Origin of the sequence: Bacillus sp. FSL L8-0152 (genome assembly GCF_038006365.1) — a bacterium.
Classification (GTDB): domain Bacteria; phylum Bacillota; class Bacilli; order Bacillales; family Bacillaceae_G; genus Bacillus_A; species Bacillus_A cereus.
This window is the reverse complement of record NZ_JBBOVB010000001.1, coordinates 1,955,173-1,976,541: the sequence shown is the minus strand read 5'-3', so window position 1 is coordinate 1,976,541 and position 21,369 is coordinate 1,955,173. Positions and strand designations below refer to the sequence as shown.

Here is a 21,369-nt window from a genome sequence, read left to right as displayed (position 1 = left end):
CCTACTCTTGTTGATAATCCGCTAGCGGTTTTATATATGCTTTCACTTTTTCAAATTTTGATTGCTTCGGTACTGCATATACGTGAGAAGCCGTTTTAATTGCTGCACTGTAGCCTTTTATATTGAACCATTCTTTCCGCTTAAAAATATGAACTTCAAGCCATATTTCATTTGTTCTTGTATCCAAAAACTTTTGAGAATTTGATTCTTTTTGCTGATCTGGTATTGTAATTTTCCCTATTAACTCTTTAGGGATTTTCACATAATACCCTTTTTCTATATCTATATATCGTTCTTCAATTGGTTTAATTCCAGATTCACTCCACTGTATGTAACGTTCGAAAAGCGGACTATCACCATGTGATTTATCTTCCCAACCTTTTGGGCGTACAGTACGAACAAATTCAATAATGCCGTCTTCATTAACATCTTTACTTTCTACAACATATTCATTAAATAAATCTTCTTTCCCATCTATAGGTAATACTTCATAATGATCCTGATCAAATTTTGCTACATAAGTTATACCTGAATGAGCCCCTGTTCCCGCATCGATTACAACTGCCTTTAATGATTTAGAAATACGACCCATTTGTATTCTTTGAATACTATTTATATACGGATCAAATGTAACCTCTGACAATACCTTAAACTTTTCAATGAACTGAACCTTCAACTGTTCATCTTTCATATGCGAAACAAGGCTTATGTCTTTAAAACCATTTTTGTTTAAATCATCTATAAATAACTTTGTATACTTCTGTCTATAAAATTCCTTTATATCGTCACTCTCATCGGAAAAAACATACATTGTGTTTTCTAATAAATCACGATTGGTAGTTATTCCTATCAATAGTTCCCTTTTCCCACTCCCTGTGAAATCTCCTACCTCAACAATATCTACTTCTTCCCCATCAAATGTATAGGTTGACTTCATATTCCATCCATTATTTTTCTTCTCATATACGGCTAAATATATATGATAATCTTCATTAGGTATCTTATATACGATGACAGCTTCTTTTTTATTATCTCGCTCGAAATTCATTGACCATGTCGTCTGTTTATCTCTATTAGACATTGGAGTAAGTAAGCGATAATTAACAGGTAAATCTTTATCAATTTGTTCATTTAATTCATTAATCCATTTTTTATTTGTTGGAGCTTCCATTAGACTTGTTGGAGCTTCAGACATTTTACATCCAGTCAATATAAAGATAATTCCCATCATGCTTAACCATTTCTGCATATGATATCTTTCCTTACCACAAATTTTGAATATGTCCTTTTACTTTTTTACCTATCCATTATACTCATACATATGAGTATAATTTTTCTAAACTAAAAAATCGTTACAGAAAAGTTACAAATACATTCCAAAAAAAAAGATTGGCAAAAGCCAATCTTTTTTTATTATTCGTTTCGAACTGGTTTTGGCGTTACACCTAAATGATCATTTAATTTTTTTGAAATATCTTTTACATTTTTTTCATTTGGAATGTAATAATAAATACCACCGATACGTTTATCTGTACCTTCTATTTGCATTTTTTCCATTTCCAAATTAGATCCTGCCATATTTTTTGTAATGGCAAGCATATCGTCAAATGTTAAGTTCGTTTTCATGTTTTTATCAACCGCATCTAGTAAAGAGCCCATTTTGCTAATTGATTGAACAGACATCGCTTTTTTGGCAATTGCTTCTATTACAAGTTGCTGTCTCTGTCCACGCATTGCGTCACTATCAATTTTACGCGTTCTTGCAAGTGCAAGTGCTTGTTCTCCATTTAAATGTTGGTAACCTTTTTCTAAATGTATCATACCAGCTTGGTCTTTACTATCTTGTTCAGTGAAAGTAACTGGTACATCAATATCAATACCACCAATTGAATCGACAATTTGTACGAATGATTCAAAGTTAAACTTCACATAATAATCAACAGGGACATTTAAAAATCTTTCCACCGTATCGCGTGTGCTTTCTACGCCACCAAATACGTGAGCATGAGTAATTTTATCTAATTTTTTTCTAGTTGGAATATAAACACGTGAATCACGTGGAATACTTACTAGCTTAACAGACTTATCATCTTTATTAATTGTTGCTAATAAAAGTGCATCTGTTCGAACTGCTTCGCCATATTGGCTTTTTCTCATTTCACTTCCATCTACACCCATGATTAATATTGAAATATTATCCTTTAAAGGTTCAACTTCTTTATCACGCTTTGATGACTTTTCAATTTTCGCATACGCATCATTTACAACAGCTTTTGCTTTATTATATATAAACGAACCATATCCTACTCCTCCAAAAATAAGTAGGAAAAATGGAATTAATATGAACCATTTTATTGACTTTCTTTTAGAACGCTTTTTATTACTTCTCGTATTTTGTTCTAATTCAGAGCTCATACCCATTCGCCTCTCTTTCTCTTTACCAAGTATAATGTAAGTCTATTTATCTTCATATTGAATTTCCTTTCATTAACCTTACAATTTTGTAAGGTTACTACTAAAACCCAATATGTATTCCATTTCACATTATACTCTCGTACTTATTTTTGGCAAGTCACTATTTACCAATTTCAAAAATTTAGCACTTCGCAACATGCGAATTTATAAATTCATTAACTCTTTCATTTTAAATTAGGATATCTTTTTCCAGATAAACGATATGAATAAAGAGTCCAGCTAATGATAAAACCTCTATGAATACAGTATATTTCACGTTATTATTTCTCAAACGGCGTATACATGCTTTTCTTCCCCTGATTATCAATAAAAGCCGACTTTGCTTTTATTTTCGCTTTTTCTACTTCCATGTCTTCATTTGAGAAGTTCACAATGATTTTAATATTTTTCCCATAAGAAACAGATTGTACTAGCTTATCTTCTGACAAATACGCAAAATTCGTCATCTCTTCTTTTACTGCTTTTTCATGAACTTCATTCCAAACTTTTAGATGCTCTGTAATTTCTTTTTTATGTTTATTCCACTCTACTTCATCTAAATGGTACAACGGAGGAACATTATACAATAATTCAGACAGCATGCGATTTCCCACTTCATCTTTTACCTTTAAACTTCCCCATTCCCAATGGTGCGTTGTAATAATGGAATCATTGTATACTAATTTATATAATGGTACCGAATATACTGGGTTTAAATACACTTGTTTATATTCTTCTTTCAATGGTACTTGTTTTGCATATTTTTCGGGAACATTTTGATTTGGTGACCAATATCCACCGACATAATACGGACTTGTTTTATTTTTCCGCATATCTTCATCGTCCCATTTAATAACAGGTGTTTCAATTCCGTGTGCAAATGCAATCGTACTACTAGCAAAATCATTTCCACCTTCAGAACCAACGACCATACCCTTTTCTTGTGCAATGTAGTCCATTCGTTTTAAACGTGCTTTTAAATCTTGCTCTTGTGTCGTTATATGTTTCGCTGAATAGTCATCGTAAATTTCACCTGTCGCATCACAATCAATAAACCATGAATTATATTTAGGACCATTTTGTAATATATCATTCATGCGTTCCTTTACACTAGGCAGCGATAAAGTCGGGTTTAACTTGCGACCTCTGCCTAAAAAGCCTTGCACCTTTTCTCCGTTTTTCTTCGTTACAGTAGCCTCTTCATATAATGATGGGTCATTAAAGGATGCTGTGTTCCAATTTTTATCACTTTTTTCGTGAATGGAATGATATGAATCATACGGACCAACTAAATACCCCATTTCCTTCGCTTTTGTCACGAAATTAGGTTGCATAAATCCTTGTTCCCAGTTCGGCAGACCAATCCACGCTTTTTCTATTCCTACCTCTTTCATTTCCTTTAGTATGTCCGTTCCATCTGCATTACCCCATTTACTTACCTCTTCAACCGCATCACCAAGTAGCGACTTTAATAAATGCTTATTTAAGCTATACAATTCTGTGTTCGTTAAGTGACCTACACCTTTCTTTACTAGCACACTAGCTTCCTGATCAACGTTTTGAAAAATATCCTCTTTATAAAATTCCTTCATGGATAATACTTCGTTTATATAACGTAAAATAACATTTTTTTGATACTTATCAATGAAATCTTGTTTACTTACTTGATCTAATACATTCAGTTCCCCAGGCTCTGAACTATTCTTTTGAATAAGTTCTTTTATATGACTAAACAGCGGGCTATTTATTTGCTCCCTTAGTTTTGGCCAATTTATATTATTTTCTGATAAACCATTTTGATTCCAAAAATAAAAATGCGCCGCTCCATATAACTTTTCGATTTCTTTATTTTTTCTAGCCTTTTCTTGTAATGTTTTAAATTCACCTTTTCGAACAATATCATCCTTATACAGTTTAGCAATGCTTACCGCATCATTATTTGTCACATATAATTGAAATCCATATGTTTTATTTTTATTTATGCTCGGAAATTCATGTGTAAAATCAAATCCTATTTTCGGATCCGAATGAAATTTCAATTCATTATTAAACATATTGTTTGCAATATATACAATTGAATATTTCGAACCATTTAAAGCGAAAAACTTCATAGAAAATGATTCAGCAAATGAATATGCATCATCCTTTAAAAACTTCTTCCAATTCTCATCATTGCTCGGAATTTGCTTACCCTCCCATAACGGAAGTGTATAATTTTCAGCTTCTACTTTCGGCCATGTAAAGCTTTCTGCACCAGTCGATTCCACTTCAATGTTTAAGTGGTCTTTTTTCTTTTCTAATTTTATTTTTACTTTTTGATCTGGATATTCCCACGATGTACGATCCTTTTCTTTTTTTACATTCGATACCTTCATTTTCGGTAGGGGTTGTGATGCCTGTTCCTTTACCCCCTCATGTTCTACAGTTAATGTGAATGTTTCTGGATTTACATCATAAGTAAAATCTTTATACGTCGATTTCTTTATTTTAGACTCTTGTACAGCATTACTACCTTTTACGTCACAACCGACTAAAGTCGAAAATGGCATAGTTATTAGAAGACATATCGCTATCATTTTTTTCATCCTCTGCACCTCCACCAATGAATATACAGGTGGTTTGTTACAGGAATGTGGCAAAAAATAATAGAGCTAGCATTTGAAGTGACCCCTAAAAGTTAGACACGGTTATTTCATTAGGCAGCTTGATAAAAGTGAGTCCGGTATTGTACTGGGCTCATTTTTAATTTTGCCTTAATCCGTTTCGTATTATAATAATCTATATATTTTTCTAATTCTATTTTAAAGTGCTCTACATTTTCAAATTCTTTTATGTAGAGGAACTCCGACTTCATAATCCCAAAGAAATTTTCTATTACTGCGTTGTCGTAACAGTTGCCTTTTCGAGACATACTCTGAACGATAGCTCTTGATTCAAGTGTAAGGACGTACTGTCTCATTTGATAATGCCATCCTTGATCCGAATGCATCAGTAGCTGGTGGGTTTCAGGTAAACGTTCCAATGCTTTCTCTAACATGTCTGAAACAAGCGAATACGTCGGTCTAGAACCAATTGTATAGGTAATAATTTCACCATTATACAAATCTAATACAGGTGATACATACAGTTTTTCTCCAAACAATTTAAACTCTGTGATGTCTGTTACCCACTTTTGATTCGGTGCATCTGTATAAAAATTACGCTCTAAAATATTAGGTGCAATTCTACCGACTTTTCCTTTATAGGATTTATATTTCTTCATACGCACAACACACTTTAACCCAAGCTCTTTCATAATGCGCTGAACCTTCTTGTGGTTCACTTTCTGGCCACGATTCGTTAATTCATCACGAATGCGACGGTAACCATAACGACCTTCATTTTCCTCATAAATCGCTTTAATCTCAGCTTTCAAATCGGCATCTAGATCTGGACGATTCATTTTCTTTACTAAATCATAATACGTGCTTCGAGGAATAGTAGCTAGCTCCACGAGTGCCTTGACCGAATATTTATGCCTTAATTCGTAGACTACTTGCGCTTTGTCTTGTTTTGTGATTTTTCCTTGTTTTGAACTAAGGCATTTAACTTTTTTAAGTACTCATTTTCCATCTCAAGCTGTTTAATGCGTGCTTCAAGTGCTTCGACTGACCCTTCAGCTAAAGGTTGTTTTAATTGTTTATTTGAATCTTTTTTCATGGATGGACGCCCCTTTTTCTTAGATTGAAGGGCATCAATATCAATTCCTTGTGTTTCGAGCTGTTTTTTCCAAACAGAAATCGTTGAAGGGGCAGGAATATTAAAGATAGCTGCCGTCTCAAATAAGGACATACCGTTTTCAATCATAAAGTTTAGTACGTCTAGTTTAAATTGTTGTGTGTAATTTGTACATCGTTTTAGAAAAGCTTCCAGACCATTCTGTTTATATTGGTTTACCCAATTCAAAATGATTGTGTCACTTATACCGAGCGATTTACCTATTTCTCGATAACTTTCATTTCCGTTCAAATAACGTAGAACGATTTGTATTTTTTCATCAGCTGTAAATTTAGCCATAGAAAAACTGCACCCCCAATTGTTAGACTGTGTCTAACAATTGGGGTGCAGTTCAATTTTGCTAGCTCTATTTGGAGTATTAAAAGTTGATATGAACAACTATAATTCGCTTAGAAGATATGTAATACAGTAACTGCATTTTTTCTCAACAATTATGAAACTAAACAAATCAAAATTTTAACAAGCATTCTTTAACTGAAAAAATAAGTGTATACAATGTATCCTAAAAGTAGTACTAAAATGATTATCCCTGTACCTTTCCAATTCATACCGCCTGCTATATCAACTGGACTACCTGTTTCCGCTCTATTGAGTCCGTCATGTAAAGAACCCGTAGGATTACTTTTTAATTCACTTTGTCTCATACGCTCTCTTTTTTCTTCTGGTGACTCTTTATTCATTTAATCACCTCCAAAATGAATGCACTCTTTACTTACATTATTCAAAATCAACATTTGTTTTATATTTTTTTCCGAAAAAACCTAATTTAAAATAGGTTTGCAACGTAAAGAAAGCTAGCCATGCCAGCTTTCTTTACGATTCAATATGCTCTTCCTTATTTACAATAATACCTTTATGGTCGATTTCAAGCTCACATACTTTCATATCTGTAAATACTCTCGCTAATTGCTCAGCGATTTCTTGACGTTTCTCATATGGCGTTAATATAAAAATAGATGGTCCCGCACCGCTAAGTGCTGTACCGTACGCACCAAATTCTTTTGCGCATTTACGAATAGATGGTAATAACGGTACGAGTTCTAAACGATATGGCTCGTGAAAATGGTCTCTCTCCATCATTTCACCTACAACTTCCCACCGCTTTTGACATAATGCAGCTACTAATACGTTACTTATCGCACTAGCTTTAACTGCCTCATGAAACGGAAACATCTTTGGTAATACAGATCGACTTTCATCTGTATTTAATTCTTCATTCGGAATAAGAGAAATTACCCCTAACTCCTTGCTCTCAATTCTTACGACGGAAATATCCTTTCCATCAAGTGCTCCGATTACAGTTCCACCTAATATAGAAGCAGCAACATTATCAGGATGTCCTTCAAAATTTGTAGCAATTTGAACTTTTTGATCAGCAGTTAAGTTCAAATTGCCTAGTTGATTCGCAAGTTCTATCCCAGCTACAATCGCTGATGCACTACTTCCTAGCCCTCTTGTTAATGGGATATTACTAGTAACTTCTATTATATGGGGTGATATAGAAGGACAGACTTTACATGCCGTGCTAACGATTAAATTTTTATCGTCTGTCGGAATTGATTCTTCAAAGGAATGGATTACTTGCCATTTATCAGCTTTTTCTTTAACCACCACATCTAAATACAATGACAAAGCTATTCCAACTGAATCAAATCCAGGACCAACATTTGCCGTACTAGCAGGGACACGAACACTTAATGGTATCACGACATAATCACCCCTTTAATATGATCTTTAATCTGTTCTATATCATTTGACAAACTTGCGATGTCTAGTTGATTTGAAGAAATAGCGATATCAGGATCCTTCAAACCATTTCCAGTTAATACTGCAACAACTGTTTCTCCCTTTTTGATTTTTCCAGATTTAACATGTTTAATTACGCCAGCTAATGAAGCATTTGATCCCGGTTCAGCGAAAACTCCTTCAGTTTTTGCCAATAACCTATACGCATGTAAAATTTCTTCATCTGATACCATATCTATTTCACCACAAGACTGCTCGGCAGCCTCTACTGCATACGACCAACTTGCTGGGTTACCAATGCGAATTGCTGTTGCAATTGTTTCAGGCTCTTCAATTACATGCCCTTTTACAATTGCCGCTGCTCCTTCTGCTTCAAAGCCATGAATTCTTGGCTTCTTATAACCTTTTTCTTTCTCATATTCACAGAAGCCTTTCCAATATGCTGTAATATTCCCTGCGTTCCCAACAGGGATAGCTAGAACATCTGGTGCATTTTGCAATTGGTCACAAATTTCAAATGCTGCTGTTTTTTGTCCTTCAATTCGATAAGGATTCACTGAATTTACTAATGTAATCGGCTCTTCTGCAGCAATATTTCTTACAGCCTTAAGTGCATCATCGAAATTCCCTTCTATTGAAATAATTTCAGCTCCATAAGCGACCGCTTGCGCTAATTTTCCATGCGCAATCTTTCCTTCAGGGATTACGATTATACATTTCATCCCAAGACGTGCCGCATATGCTGCAGCTGATGCTGATGTATTACCTGTTGATGCACAAATGATTGCTTCTGAACCTTCTTCTTTCGCCTTAGCAACTGCCATCACCATACCACGATCTTTAAAAGAACCTGTCGGATTCGCTCCTTCGTACTTACCATATAGCTGAATCCCTAATTGCTTTGATATATTTAATAACGGAATAAGAGGTGTGTTTCCTTCCATTAAACTGACATCAGGTGTGTTTTCATTCACCGGTAAATAAGAAGCATATTGTTTTAATAGTCCTTTATACATATTGTTTTTCCTCCTCAATAATGTAGTAACTGTTTATTTCACTTGCGACAGCTTCTATCGCTCCTAAAACTCGTTCGAATTGATACTTGGAAGTTCGATGTGTCACAACAACAACTTCTGCCAGTTCACGGTTTAAAGGTAATTGAATAACTTCTTTTAAACTTACAGAATAATTAACGAAACATTCTGTTATTTTTTGTAACATCCCAGGCTCATCTCGTAATGAAATACGCAAGAAATATTTCGAAACTACTTCTTCATCACCTTGTAATTCATAAGGAACTGGTTCTTTTAACGCACTTTTATTTTTCGGCACTTGATTCATATTTTTAACGATGGAAATAATATCACTTACTACAGCAGAACCAGTTGGCAACTTTCCAGCTCCAGGTCCATAAAACATTACTTCTCCTACCGCTTGACCGTGAACATATACTGCATTAAATTCATTATTTACATTCGATAATGGATGACGACTTGGTAAAAGTGTCGGTTCTACACTTAAATGAATGGCTGATCCTTGTTTTTCTGCTTTCCCAATTAACTTCATAGTAAATCCTAACTTTTCAGCCATTTGTAAATCTTCTTTTTCGACCTTTCGAATCCCTCTTACTTGCACATCATCTAATGAAACATTCATCGAAAAACCTAAGTTTGCAAGAATTGCTACCTTTCTCGCCGCATCTAGTCCATCTACATCTGCTGTCGGATCCGATTCTGCAAAACCTAATTTTTGTGCTTCCTGTAAAGCCTCTTCATAAGACCACCCATTTTGACTCATTTTTGTTAACATATAATTTGTTGTACCATTTACAATTCCCATTATTTTTTCAATTTGATCTGATGCTAGCCCGTCAGTTAGTCCTCTTAACACTGGAATACCGCCTGCTACGCTCGCTTCATAACATAAATCACAATCATTATCGTTTGCCAGTTGAAGAAGCTCTGCACCATATACAGCCATTAAATCTTTATTTGCTGTTACGACATGTTTTTTATTTTCTAAAGCCTTAACAATATGCTGTTTTGCTTCTTCAATTCCGCCCATTACCTCTACTACAATATCAATATTTGAATCATTTAGAACTTCATCTGCATGACTTGTGACTGCAATTCCGTCAATACAAACATCGCGTTCTTTTTCCAAATCACGTACAACGACTGTTTTCACTTTCACTGCGTATCCTGTATCAAGAGCGATTTTTTTATAATGTTCTTTCAAAATATGAACAACACCACTTCCGACCGTACCTAAACCTAATACCCCAACATTTATAACGTTATTCATCTTCTAATCTCCTCCTAAAAGTTTAATTGTTACACCTATAAATCACCTTACTCTGCTTTTTTGTCATGCAGGTGGTGGTTATTTCCGTACTTATAAATAGTTTCATGTTACCGCACCTCCCTTCAAAGTAATAAAAAAAACACACCCATCCCTAGGAAAGGGACGAATGTGTTTTCGTGGTTCCACCCTTGTTCCAATCTAGACGTATTTCTCCCTAGATTGCTCAAGTTCAGATAACGGCTGATACCGTCAATAATTACTAGATTACTCGTTCACTATTGAAGTTCAAAGGTGGTAAAATCATTTCTCGTGTTAGGAAGCTCACACCCTTGGCTTCCCTCTCTGTAAACCGTAAAAATGATTTCTTGTCCTTATCGTTACTTTTTCGTTCATGTTTATTTGTTAACTCATTATACTCGCATAAAAAACAAAATCAATACTATTTTTTAATTATTTTAAATTTTCAATCTCTAAATCCGTAAAAAAACACACTCATCCCTAGGAAAGGGACGAATGTGTTTTCGTGGTTCCACCCTTGTTCCAATCTAGACGTATTTCTCCCTAGATTGCTCAAGTTCAGATAACGGCTGATACCGTCAATAATTACTAGATTACTCGTTCACTATTGAAGTTCAAAGGTGGTAAAATCATTTCTCGTGTTAGGAAGCTCACACCCTTGGCTTCCCTCTCTGTAAACCGTAAAAATGATTTCTTGTCCTTATCGTTACTTTTTCGTTCATGTCTATTTGTTAATTTATTATAGTTATCAACTTTTTAAAAAGCAAGCCTATTTTTACTAACTATTTTCAAGAATTTTTTTTATTATATTTCACAATATCATTATGCAACCGCCACTCAATTTACCTATTTTGTTATTTCTCCAGTTTATAAATCAACGGTTCATATATAAATTCCCCATTCTAAAACCCGTACATATCCGCTCTACAAAACTATATTAATAAAATTTTTAATACAATCTTTTTGTATAACTTTCTTCTAAAGAACGTGCAACATCTTCTTCTGAAGTATTCACTTTCGCATGCTCCAGCAACATTTTTGCTGCTGATGGTAACTCTTTTTTATTTAACCAAGATTCTGGATACCACATCTTAGAACGAATAAACGCTTTTGCACAATGAATATAACACTCTTCTATTTCAACAACAATTCCAAGCAACGGATTGCGTCCATTCGCCTGCATTTCTTTCAAAATTTCTTCGTCGTTTATAATATACGCTCGGCCATTTATTCTCAGTGTCTCCCCAAGACCTGGAATAAAAAAGATTAGTCCTACACGTGGATTTGAAATAATATTCAAAATGGAGTCTATACGACGATTTCCTGGTCTTTCTGGAATGATAATTTTATTATTATTGAGTACGTATACAAATCCAGGTGCGTCTCCTCGCGGCGAGGCATCACACTCCCCCAACTTATTTGCAGTAGATAATACTAGAAAAGGAGATTTAGAAAGAAAATCTACACAATGGTGGTCTAATGATGAAATAACTTTTTTCAATGCTCGCTCACTTGGTTGCCCCAATATTTTCCGTAACTCTTCCTCTGTTGAAATAATCGATTTTATTTCCATACGCTCTATCTCCACTTATAATCGCCCCTTTTTCTTTATTTTCCCAAAATTCAATACAAATATTGTATAATAAAATTTGAGGAAAGGGGAATTAAAATGACAGAGTGGTTAACAATATTTGATCCTGAAAGAAATACACTTGGGAAGAAATTACGTGATGAAGTGCATCGTGACGGCGATTGGCACGAAACATTTCATTGCTGGTTTGTAGAAAAAGATGCTAACGATATATTCTTATATTTCCAATTACGCTCTAAAAACAAAAAAGAAGCTCCATGTATATGGGATATTACTTCAGCTGGACATATTATGCATGATGAAGATGTACAAATTGGTGGTCTTCGTGAAATCGAAGAAGAATTGGGGCTTTCCTTTCAAACTACTGATTTAGTATACAAAGGAATCTTTAAAATAGATTATGAAATTTCAAATCTTACTGATCGTGAATTTTGTCATATGTATTTTCACAATGTCATCAATCCACTTCCATTCGCACCAGGTGAAGAAGTAGACGATGTGATGAAAGTACATGCAACTTCTTTTCTACAACTTTTAAAAGGAGAGATTTCATCTTTAACGACTATTTCAGTCTTAAACAATACACCGATTACGATAACATTTGAAAATATTTATCCGTATGATCTTGCATACTATGAATTTGTTATAGAGCAAGGAAAAGAATTATTAAAAAATAATAGTTTATAAATAAAATAGGACTCCTAGCAAAATATTGCGTAGAGTCCTATTTTTTTATTATTGTTCAAGTATTTTTAATCTACTCTCTACTTGTATAAATAAACGAATGATTAATAACAGCATAACCACTATAATCGCTATTATTGTATGTGGATATCTAAACAGTATACTAATAACACTTCCAATTAACATCATGATAAATCCGTTTTGCTTCATCACTTCTGCACTATACCTGTTACCCGCATCCCATAATTCCTTATTTTTCATAGATCGTTTCGTACGATAACCATATGCCGCATTAATATCGGTCGGTGGATTTTTTTGAAGAATAATTGCCGCAAGTATAAAAATAATACCAATCAATATGCTTATTCCTATGTTTACTAGTGCATCAATTAATTATATCCCCCCTAACTTACACTTTCATTATACGACACAACCCTTATTTTTCCAATTTATAACACATTCACTTTCTTTCTTTCGATGTCTGGAACATACTTGGAAGTGTTACAAAACGTGCCCCTTTCGTTTTTAACTGCGGAATGATTTTGTCTAGTGCATCAACAGATCCTTGTAAATGCCCACCTGGAGTAGAATGCTGCAGTATGACACTACCTGGAAATGAATTCCCTAACACATTATTTGTAATCGTATCGGCACTTACACCTTTCCAATCAACTGTATCAACACTCCACTGTACGATCATAAAATTTTGCTCAGTTGCCCAATTCAATTGATTTTCAAGTATTTCACCATACGGTGGACGTATAAATTTAGGAGCATAGCCGGCTAAACGTTTTAATATTTCTTCCGTTTTTATAATTTGATTACGGTACTCAGCGTCATTTACTTTCGCTAAATTCGGATGACTGTACGTATGATTACCAATTACATGCCCTTCATTTGCAATACGCTTTACTACATTCGGAAATTTTTCTGCGTTTTCACCAAGTAAGAAAAAAGTAGCTTTTACATTATGTTGTTTTAACTTATCTAATATTTTTGGCGTGAATTCTGAATCTGGTCCATCATCAAATGTAAGAGCTACTTCCGCTTTATTATACGGTCCTGAAAATGCGTACGCATATTTTTCAACCCATGTAAATGGTGTCCACGATCCACGATCATCTGCTTTCATTTGTACTTCATAGCTTTGAGGGATATATGCGTATGGCAATGCGCTTATATAGTCTCCATAATAAAATGAGTTATATGGCATATAAGCATACGAAACATCTCGTTCTAGTCCCCATTGATATGGAGCAAACATTTCTGGCGAATAAAAATAATACATGATAAAAAACCTCCCTAAATTTTCATATGTAATTCATCTGCACTTTGTTAGAGAAATTGTTATTCATAAACAAAAATAAGACTGTCCTTAATTAGGACAGTCTTACTGCTTACTATTATTAATAAATCGATGTACTATCTTTTGGCAAAGCTTTCACATGTTTTAAATAGTTCGTCACTTTATCATCATCATCATCTTGCGGATATTGATATTCATATTTGTTAGCGATTTCGTTCGCCACTTCCCTAAATAAATCACCCATGACAAAGAATGACTCCCATATGTTTTCATATTCTGCATTAGAAAATGTTCTTTTAAATTGCACCCACATATCTTTTTCAATATATTGCTCGAAATGCTTTCCAAACTTCCCTGCATTAACTGTAAAATCTGTTTTCATACCAATATACCATTCTAGCATTACGATGAACATATCTCGCACTGGTCCCTCAAGCATTCCTTTTGCATAAGAAAGCTCTTCTCTCCATAGCCCTTTTGCCACATTCGTACTACACCACCAAAATTCATTACAACAATCCAAAAACTCTTTTTCTGTAGGCTTTTTTATTAAGTAATCTTTATCGCTTGCTGGCGGGAATCCTTCCATACAATTATCTTTATCGAGAAATAATTTACTTAAACTATCTTGTCCAACGAACTTTTTTATTAACTCAACTGGAACTAGCGTTAAATCAATCCGATTCCCATCCATGAACTGCATTAAATACGGAAACTTCCCATCTTCATCTGGTTGAACTAACGACATTTCTTCTGGCATTTGTACTATCATTATTTCTCCAAATCTATGAACCCAATTATGATTAGACGTAAAAGATTGTATATCATTTACAACATACATAATATCATAGTCTTGAAAACAATCTCTTTTCACATTTGGATTTACACGCGATCCATTCATGATAACTGCTCGAATTCTTCCATCCTCTTTTGCTGTATTAATAATTAAGTCTAGCATTTCTTTTTCAGTTCTCATCTACTTATAGCCTCCAATTTTTTGATATATAATATAGTGTTATGTATGTCGGAGGCCCACGAGCTAATCTCGTTATACAAGATACATGTTATAATTTTTCAAACATCTTTTTCATTCTATCTATCTCCTTACCTCATTCTTTTACGATTGCCATTACAAATCCATCGTATCCCTTACTTCCGACAGTTTGAAGCGCTGTAGCACTAACACGTGGCTCAGCAGCTATTAATTCATAGAAACGACGTATCCCTTGTACACGAGGATCGGTACTAGTATTGTCAATAACTTCTCCTTCACGTACTACGTTATCCCCAATAATTACAGTACCCGGTCGTGATAGTTTTAGTGCCCATTCAAAATAAGCAGGGTTATTTTGTTTATCAGCATCTATAAAAATAAAATCAAACGGTTCATACTTCTCGTTTTCTATTTGTTGTAAAGAATCTAACGCTAATCCTGTTCGTATTTCAATTTTATCAGTCAAATTAGCACGCTCAATATTGCTACGTGCAATTTCAGCATGTTTTTCACTTGCTTCCAATGTAACAACTCGGCCTCCAGATGACAATGCTCTAGCAAGCCATATCGTGCTATACCCGCCTAGCGTGCCAATTTCTAAAACATTACGAGCCCCTTGAATTTGTACTAATAGTTGTAAAAACTTCCCTTGCATTGGTGATACATCATGTGCTGGCAAATTAGCTGCAACATTAGTTTGAAGAACCCCTTCTAATGTAGAATCTTTCGGTATTAATACATCACTCATATATTGATCAACAGCCGTCCATTTTTCAATTGTACTCATGTAAATACCATCCCTTTCAATTTCCCAATGCTTTCTACCATTCACTTTTAATTATACCGAAAATTCTGTCTCCAATACAAAAAATAAAGAAGGGACATCTACCCCTTACAGAATAGATATCCCTTCTTTTAAAGTTAAATTTACTTCCTATGGATTAGTAGACCAAAGCCCAGCAGATTTAATAAATGTACGTTTATTTAATTTCAGCTGCGCTACGATAAATTCTGCAATATCTTCTGCTTGCATTACTTTATCAGGGTTTCCATCAGTTAACCCTAAATCTACAGCCATATCAGTCGCTACTGTACTTGGAGTTAAAGCTGTTACACGAATGTTATGTTTGCGAACTTCCATCGCTAACGATTCTGTTAGGCCAAGGACACCAAATTTAGAAGCACTATATGCACTTGTTACAGGTGCACCTTTTTGTCCTGCTGTAGATGAAATGTTAATGATATCACCAGATTGTTGTTCAATCATGCTTGGTAAAGCAGCACGAGTTGCATAATATACACCCATTAAGTTTACTTGAATGATTTTTTCCCAATCAGCAACATCTAGTTCTAAAAACTTACCGAATTTAGAAATACCAGCGTTATTAATTAAAATATCGATAGATCCTAAACCATTTTTTAACGTTTCAATCGCAGTTGTTACTTCTTCGTATGAAGAAACATCAGCAGTTGCAATAACGGCTTTTACACCTTCTGCTTCTACTTCTTTCGCTACAGCTTTTAAGTTTTCTTCTGAACGAGCTAATAAGCCTACATTTACGCCTTCTTTCGCTAATGCGATTGCTACAGCGCGACCAATCCCTCTACCTGCTCCTGTAATTAAAGCATTTTTACCTTGTAATAATTCTGCCAAGTATAACACTCCTTAATCATCTCTGTTATGTATTATATTAAAATTGTATCTATGTTTATGTAAAAAGGCAATGATGCACTTTCATGTGCGTAGGTTACTTGTAGGTAACTATAGAAAATTACTATTAATTCATTGCACGTATTTATCCTTATTCATGCAAAATAAAGACACCCTCCTCATAAGAGAGTGTCTGCGTATGAAATAAAAAATGGTTCTTTATCACTACACTATTTTTCTTCATAATTAGGAATACACACAATAAATTCAGTGCCATTCCCTTCCTCACTCTCAACTTTTATTTCCCCATGATGAAGATCGAGTACTTTTTTTACAATAGCTAAACCTAAGCCACTTCCTCCATAGGCACGATTTCGTGAAGAATCCGCTTTATAAAAACGCTCAAAAATATGTTGTTTCTGTTCTTCTGATATACCGATTCCCGAATCATGGATGCGCACTTCCACTACTGTTTCATGTTCCTTTAACTGAATAGTAATCGTGCCACCGCTTGGAGTAAATTTAATACTATTATGAATTAAATTAATCCACACTTGACTCATACTTTCTTGGTCAGCAATAACATGTACTTTTTCTAAATCTAGTTCTAACTCGATTTCTTTTTCAGCCCAGAGCGGTTCACTATTTAACACAATTTGCTTTAACTGCTGATCTAATCGATAACTCACTCTTTCTGGTATATACTCTTCTGATTCTAAAAGAGTTAGCTTCAATAAGTTTTGACTTAGTTTAGATAATCTCGTTGTTTCAGTTTCAATAATGGTAAGATAATGTTTTCTTTTTTCCTCAGAAAGATTATCTTCTTGTAGTGCTCTAGCAAACCCTTTTATAGAAGTTAATGGTGACTGTATTTCATGAGAAACATTCGATACAAATTCTTGTCTTATTTTCTCCATCGTATTCAGTTCATCTGTCATATCATTTATACTTTTTACGAGCACACCAATTTCTCCATCATACTTTTCTTCATTTCGTATTTTTACGGAGAAGTCTCCTTTTGCAATTTTTTGTATCGGTTCAATAATAGTCCAAATCATTGCCTCTCGTTTTGGCCTCATTAATATTCCAATTAATGTCCAAATAAGAATAATAAATACAAAACCGACCATATCACTAATTAGAAAGGCAACAAATGGCGATACGTTTACGTCAAAAGCATTCAATATACTAGTTGCTACATAAAATGCGATAGACCAAATGATAGTAAGAAAAGAAAAGAGCGCTAATACCGCTCCAAATACTTTCAGCATCTTCAACTTACTCATCCGTTTTCTTTTTCTCATTTACTTACCTCTAAGCGATACCCTAATCCTCTTATTGTTTTAATACTAAAATTCGACTGTTCTTCTTGAAACTTCTCACGTAACCGATTAATATGAACGTCTAGTGTACGTTCATTCCCTTCAAAGTCATATCCCCATATTTCCTCAATTAATTGCTCTCTCGAACAAGTTCTTCCCGATTTAGACCCTAAAGTAAAGAGTAACTCAAATTCTTTTAACGGTAACGTAACCGTTTGTTCTTCAGATGTAACTTCGAATGTTTTACGATTTAATAATACATTTCCAACTTGAATCGATTGTGAAACTGTAATTTGGTAACGTTTCAATAATGCCTTTACTCTCACTACTAGTTCTATAGGGTCAAATGGCTTTACAAGATAATCATCTGTTCCAAGGTGAAATCCTTTTACTTTTTGTGATGTTTCCCCTTTGGCAGTTAGCATCAGAACCGGGATATCATAGTATTTTCTTAATTCAAAACATACATCAAATCCATCCATATTTGGCATCATGATATCAAGAATAACCATATCGACTTTTACGTCATCCATTTTCCGAAGTGCATCTACTCCATCAATTGCCTCATATGTTTGAAAACCTTCTCGTTCTAAAAATACAGAAACGAGTTCCCTAATGTGTGGATCGTCGTCTACTATTAAAATTTTAGGTATCAAAGGAACCATTTCCTTTCTACTTAGCATCTAATATATTTTTTTAAAATGCACCCTCTTTAATTTTCAATTGTTGCGTTGCAAACTCACGATACATATCATGCGTCTGTAATAATTCATCATGCGTACCACTACCTGTAAGATTCCCTTTTTCAATAAAGATAATTTTATCTGCATCTACAACAGTAGAAAGTCTATGCGCAATCACTAACGTTGTTCTGCCTTTCATTAAGTTATTTAACGCTTTTTGAACGACAGACTCAGATTTACTATCTAAGCTTGAAGTTGCCTCATCGAGCATAAGAATTTGCGGATTTCGAAGTAACGCTCGGGCAATGGCAATTCGCTGTCTTTGTCCACCAGAAAGCTTCACACCGCGTTCTCCAACTTCTGTTGCATAACCGTTTGGTAAGTCATGAATAAATGCATCAACATATGCCATTGCTGCTACTTTTTCAATTTCTTCATCCGTTACTTCACCTTCAACGCCGTAACAAATATTATCACGAATCGTTCCATCGATTAACGGACTATCTTGTGATACGTAACCGATTTGACGTCGCCATGAATGTAATGAATAACTCGTAATTGATTCTTTTCCTAATTTAATGGCACCACTAGTTGGCTCATAAAAACGTTCCAGTAATGAGAATAACGTTGTTTTCCCACTACCACTTGGTCCTACAATCGCTGTCACTTTTCCAGATTCAATTGTAAAATCAATATTTTTCAAAACTTGCTCTTCTTCGTTATACTCAAAATGTACATTTTCAAGAACGATCGGTTGCTTAGCATTTGTCACTTTCACACCAGTTTCATGATCTTCTACTTTATATTCTAAAATCGTACTAATTCTTTCCGTTGCACCAATTGCCTTTTGGAATTGTGTAAAGAACATAGATAATTGACTCATCGGCATTACAATTTGAACTAAATACAAAATAAACGCTACAAGTTCACCAGTTGTTAATGCACCGCTAGAAACTCTCATCCCGCCATATCCTACGATAATAACAAGTAGTGCCATTAAAACAAACGACATAACTGGCGAAATTAATGCTTGCACTTTTCCTTCTTTCAAACCAAATTGTAATAACTTTTGTATGCCTGTATTACCCGTTTCATATTCTCTTTTTTCTGTATTTGAAGATTTCACTAAACGAATTTCTGATAACACTTGCGTTAACACACTTGTAAAAGATGCCGTTTCATCTTGAAGCGCTTTTGAAATCTTATACATTTTTCGTCCAAGTGGAACTAAAATTAATACAGACAACGGAATAACCGTTAAAAGTAACGCAGTCATTTTCCAATCTAACACAAATAATACAATTAACGATCCAACAATTGAAATACCACCTGTTAATAAGTTTGACAAATGCTCAGAAATTAACGTTTTCACAACACCTGTATCATTCGTCATACGGCTAATGGTATCACCTGTTCTATTTTGATCGTAATAAGATACCGGCAAGATAAGTACCTTTTTCCACAAACGTTCTCTTAGTCCCGCTACAATCTTCTGCCCAATATAATTTAGTAAATATATAGACAACCCTGCCGCAATAGTTTGCATTACAAAGAAAGCAACTAACCCAACAATTTGTCCTGCACTAATTGAAGAAAGCGAAAAATTATCTACTAATCCTTTTGTTAGCATAGGAATAAATAAACTCGCTCCCGTAGAAAGCAAACTCATTAATAACGCAAAAATTAAAATTCCTTTCGGAGGATTTGTATCTTGAATAAGGCGTAAAAACTGCCTCCAGCTCCCTTTTTTCTTCATTTCATTTCTAACTTCCATTCCTGTTCATCTCCTCATGTTAAACCAAACTATTCTTTCTAAAATTAGAATACGATACAAATGTAAACTGAATGTAAACACACTTTTTCTATTTTTACAAAATATACATAAAAACTCATCTTTACAACAGATATAAACATCTGATATTATTACCTGGTACTTAATATTATTCTATGTGAATTATAGATAAATAATTTAAAACACGATATAAATCTCCAGTTAGTGAAAGGAGTATCCTTTTTGCAAACAAATATACATTCTGAAAAGGAAACAATTATTTTTATTCATGGATTAGTTGGCAATCGTCGCGCCTTCAAAAAGGAGCAAAAACGATTTTCTGCCTCCTACAACATTATAACTTATGACTTATTAGGTCACGGTGATGATAAAGGAGAAGCAATCGACTTTTCATTACAGCGTCTCGTAGATCAATTATTAAACTTATATGAACAAGAAGGTATTAAAAAAGCTCATATTTGTGCGCTAAGTTACGGCTGTTACATCTCTACGATTTTTGCACAAATGCATCCAGAAAAAGTATTAAGTATTTGTCATATTGGAGGACATTACAATAACCCTTCTCGCTTATATAGCGTATTCCAAAATTTTTGGGAGAAGCGAGGGGATGAATACTCTAAATGGCTCTCTCAATACGCAAATACTATTTTTCCAAGTGGTATACTAAAAGCAAATCCGTTTGCAGTCATTTCAAGAAATATTTACTACCGTTTCGGATTACAATTACATTCATCCATTATTGCCCAGTCATTACGACATCGGTTAGAATTCGATTTAAAGTCTAAATTAAAATCACTTCCTCACCCTATACTATGGGTAATGGGAGAGCATGATCATCTCTATAAATCTTGTCTATTTGATTTGAAATCTATTTTACCTAACGTTCTATATAAGGAAATACCTTTAGCAGGACATGCAGCGAACTTATTTCGTCCTAACTATTTCCATGACTTATATGATCGATTTTTAAATGGAAATTTAAAATAAAAACTATTAAACTTCCAATTTATACAACTATAAAAAGGCTTCCCAAGTTTCCTTGGAAAG

Annotated in this window: 19 protein-coding genes and 2 other annotated features; of the genes, 2 read left to right on the top strand and 17 right to left on the bottom strand. The window is 34.3% G+C overall.

Annotated features, from left to right (window positions below; genetic code table 11):
- Window position 1: 1 nt before the first annotated feature.
- The 9 genes from MHH27_RS10045 to MHH27_RS10005 all read right to left on the bottom strand — a co-directional run bounded on the left by MHH27_RS10045 (window position 2) and on the right by MHH27_RS10005 (window position 11,887).
- Window positions 2-1,249 (bottom strand): hypothetical protein, encoded by a 1,248-nt coding sequence (locus tag MHH27_RS10045; protein WP_001174878.1) that lies wholly within the window; start codon window positions 1,247-1,249, stop codon window positions 2-4.
- A 164-nt stretch (window positions 1,250-1,413) separates the two neighbouring features.
- On the bottom strand, window positions 1,414-2,415 hold the full coding sequence (locus tag MHH27_RS10040) for an LCP family protein (protein ID WP_002093954.1): 1,002 nt from the start codon (window positions 2,413-2,415) through the stop codon (window positions 1,414-1,416).
- A 320-nt stretch (window positions 2,416-2,735) separates the two neighbouring features.
- Window positions 2,736-5,039: a glycoside hydrolase gene (locus MHH27_RS10035; protein WP_340942394.1), complete on the bottom strand. Its 2,304-nt coding sequence runs from the start codon at window positions 5,037-5,039 to the stop codon at window positions 2,736-2,738.
- Between the two features lie 110 nt (window positions 5,040-5,149).
- A protein-coding gene (locus tag MHH27_RS10030) for an IS3 family transposase (protein WP_340942218.1) occupies window positions 5,150-6,510 on the bottom strand; the annotation gives its coding sequence in 2 pieces (ribosomal slippage) (window positions 5,150-6,051 and window positions 6,051-6,510; 1,362 coding nt in all).
- Between the two features lie 191 nt (window positions 6,511-6,701).
- Complete coding sequence (locus tag MHH27_RS10025; protein WP_001031479.1) at window positions 6,702-6,911, bottom strand: DUF6366 family protein; 210 nt, start codon at window positions 6,909-6,911, stop codon at window positions 6,702-6,704.
- 133 nt (window positions 6,912-7,044) lie between these two features.
- Window positions 7,045-7,938 carry a homoserine kinase gene (gene thrB, locus MHH27_RS10020; RefSeq protein ID WP_098251029.1) on the bottom strand — a complete coding sequence of 298 codons (894 nt, stop codon included), beginning with the start codon at window positions 7,936-7,938 and terminating at the stop codon, window positions 7,045-7,047.
- The gene (gene thrC / locus MHH27_RS10015; RefSeq protein WP_000276434.1) at window positions 7,935-8,993 is read right to left on the bottom strand and encodes a threonine synthase; all 1,059 of its coding nucleotides are present in this window, start codon (window positions 8,991-8,993) and stop codon (window positions 7,935-7,937) included. Before thrC ends, thrB begins: the two co-directional genes overlap by 4 nt.
- Complete coding sequence (locus tag MHH27_RS10010) at window positions 8,986-10,281, bottom strand: homoserine dehydrogenase (protein WP_098251028.1); 1,296 nt, start codon at window positions 10,279-10,281, stop codon at window positions 8,986-8,988. Before MHH27_RS10010 ends, thrC begins: the two co-directional genes overlap by 8 nt.
- A gap of 155 nt (window positions 10,282-10,436) precedes the next feature.
- Window positions 10,437-10,668: a binding site (T-box leader), on the bottom strand.
- Window positions 10,669-10,783: 115 nt separating this feature from the next.
- Window positions 10,784-11,015, bottom strand: a binding site (T-box leader).
- A 233-nt stretch (window positions 11,016-11,248) separates the two neighbouring features.
- Complete coding sequence (locus tag MHH27_RS10005; protein ID WP_340942391.1) at window positions 11,249-11,887, bottom strand: pyridoxamine 5'-phosphate oxidase family protein; 639 nt, start codon at window positions 11,885-11,887, stop codon at window positions 11,249-11,251.
- Window positions 11,888-11,968: 81 nt separating this feature from the next.
- On the opposite strand from MHH27_RS10005, the gene MHH27_RS10000 reads away from it, so the two are divergent.
- Window positions 11,969-12,577, top strand: a complete 609-nt coding sequence (locus MHH27_RS10000; protein ID WP_098251026.1) for an NUDIX hydrolase — start codon at window positions 11,969-11,971, stop codon at window positions 12,575-12,577.
- Between the two features lie 48 nt (window positions 12,578-12,625).
- Here the strand turns inward: MHH27_RS10000 and MHH27_RS09995 are convergent, their stop codons facing one another.
- The 8 genes from MHH27_RS09995 to MHH27_RS09960 all read right to left on the bottom strand — a co-directional run bounded on the left by MHH27_RS09995 (window position 12,626) and on the right by MHH27_RS09960 (window position 20,304).
- The gene (locus MHH27_RS09995) at window positions 12,626-12,964 is read right to left on the bottom strand and encodes an SdpI family protein (protein ID WP_025118474.1); all 339 of its coding nucleotides are present in this window, start codon (window positions 12,962-12,964) and stop codon (window positions 12,626-12,628) included.
- Window positions 12,965-13,034: 70 nt separating this feature from the next.
- Window positions 13,035-13,862, bottom strand: a complete 828-nt coding sequence (locus MHH27_RS09990) for a peptidoglycan-N-acetylglucosamine deacetylase (protein WP_000291203.1) — start codon at window positions 13,860-13,862, stop codon at window positions 13,035-13,037.
- 118 nt (window positions 13,863-13,980) lie between these two features.
- Complete coding sequence (locus MHH27_RS09985) at window positions 13,981-14,856, bottom strand: aminoglycoside 6-adenylyltransferase (protein ID WP_340942388.1); 876 nt, start codon at window positions 14,854-14,856, stop codon at window positions 13,981-13,983.
- 133 nt (window positions 14,857-14,989) lie between these two features.
- Window positions 14,990-15,661, bottom strand: a complete 672-nt coding sequence (locus MHH27_RS09980) for an O-methyltransferase (protein WP_090976720.1) — start codon at window positions 15,659-15,661, stop codon at window positions 14,990-14,992.
- Between the two features lie 147 nt (window positions 15,662-15,808).
- The gene (locus MHH27_RS09975; protein WP_000818985.1) at window positions 15,809-16,528 is read right to left on the bottom strand and encodes a 3-ketoacyl-ACP reductase; all 720 of its coding nucleotides are present in this window, start codon (window positions 16,526-16,528) and stop codon (window positions 15,809-15,811) included.
- 227 nt (window positions 16,529-16,755) lie between these two features.
- A complete protein-coding gene (hitS, locus tag MHH27_RS09970) occupies window positions 16,756-17,829 on the bottom strand; it encodes an envelope stress sensor histidine kinase HitS (RefSeq protein ID WP_340942387.1) in 1,074 nt (357 codons plus the stop codon).
- A complete protein-coding gene (gene hitR, locus MHH27_RS09965) occupies window positions 17,826-18,503 on the bottom strand; it encodes an envelope stress response regulator transcription factor HitR (RefSeq protein ID WP_141541719.1) in 678 nt (225 codons plus the stop codon). The genes hitS and hitR overlap by 4 nt, the downstream gene beginning before the upstream one ends.
- Before the next feature lie 40 nt (window positions 18,504-18,543).
- Complete coding sequence (locus tag MHH27_RS09960; protein WP_098251023.1) at window positions 18,544-20,304, bottom strand: ABC transporter ATP-binding protein; 1,761 nt, start codon at window positions 20,302-20,304, stop codon at window positions 18,544-18,546.
- A gap of 240 nt (window positions 20,305-20,544) precedes the next feature.
- On the opposite strand from MHH27_RS09960, the gene MHH27_RS09955 reads away from it, so the two are divergent.
- The gene (locus tag MHH27_RS09955; RefSeq protein ID WP_023521720.1) at window positions 20,545-21,309 is read left to right on the top strand and encodes an alpha/beta fold hydrolase; all 765 of its coding nucleotides are present in this window, start codon (window positions 20,545-20,547) and stop codon (window positions 21,307-21,309) included.
- Window positions 21,310-21,369: the final 60 nt, after the last annotated feature.

What these genes read in the sequence shown, in the direction of transcription:
- MHH27_RS10025 (WP_001031479.1), bottom strand. Translation starts at nt 6,911, where the DNA reads ATGAATAAAGAGTCACCAGAAGAAAAAAGAGAGCGTATGAGACAAAGT.
- MHH27_RS10035 (WP_340942394.1), bottom strand. Translation starts at nt 5,039, where the DNA reads ATGAAAAAAATGATAGCGATATGTCTTCTAATAACTATGCCATTTTCG.
- thrC (WP_000276434.1), bottom strand. Translation starts at nt 8,993, where the DNA reads ATGTATAAAGGACTATTAAAACAATATGCTTCTTATTTACCGGTGAAT.
- MHH27_RS09990 (WP_000291203.1), bottom strand. Translation starts at nt 13,862, where the DNA reads ATGTATTATTTTTATTCGCCAGAAATGTTTGCTCCATATCAATGGGGA.
- MHH27_RS10010 (WP_098251028.1), bottom strand. Translation starts at nt 10,281, where the DNA reads ATGAATAACGTTATAAATGTTGGGGTATTAGGTTTAGGTACGGTCGGA.
- MHH27_RS09985 (WP_340942388.1), bottom strand. Translation starts at nt 14,856, where the DNA reads ATGAGAACTGAAAAAGAAATGCTAGACTTAATTATTAATACAGCAAAA.
- MHH27_RS10000 (WP_098251026.1), top strand. Translation starts at nt 11,969, where the DNA reads ATGACAGAGTGGTTAACAATATTTGATCCTGAAAGAAATACACTTGGG.
- MHH27_RS09960 (WP_098251023.1), bottom strand. Translation starts at nt 20,304, where the DNA reads ATGGAAGTTAGAAATGAAATGAAGAAAAAAGGGAGCTGGAGGCAGTTT.
- MHH27_RS09980 (WP_090976720.1), bottom strand. Translation starts at nt 15,661, where the DNA reads ATGAGTACAATTGAAAAATGGACGGCTGTTGATCAATATATGAGTGAT.
- MHH27_RS10045 (WP_001174878.1), bottom strand. Translation starts at nt 1,249, where the DNA reads ATGCAGAAATGGTTAAGCATGATGGGAATTATCTTTATATTGACTGGA.
- MHH27_RS10040 (WP_002093954.1), bottom strand. Translation starts at nt 2,415, where the DNA reads ATGAGCTCTGAATTAGAACAAAATACGAGAAGTAATAAAAAGCGTTCT.
- hitS (WP_340942387.1), bottom strand. Translation starts at nt 17,829, where the DNA reads ATGAGAAAAAGAAAACGGATGAGTAAGTTGAAGATGCTGAAAGTATTT.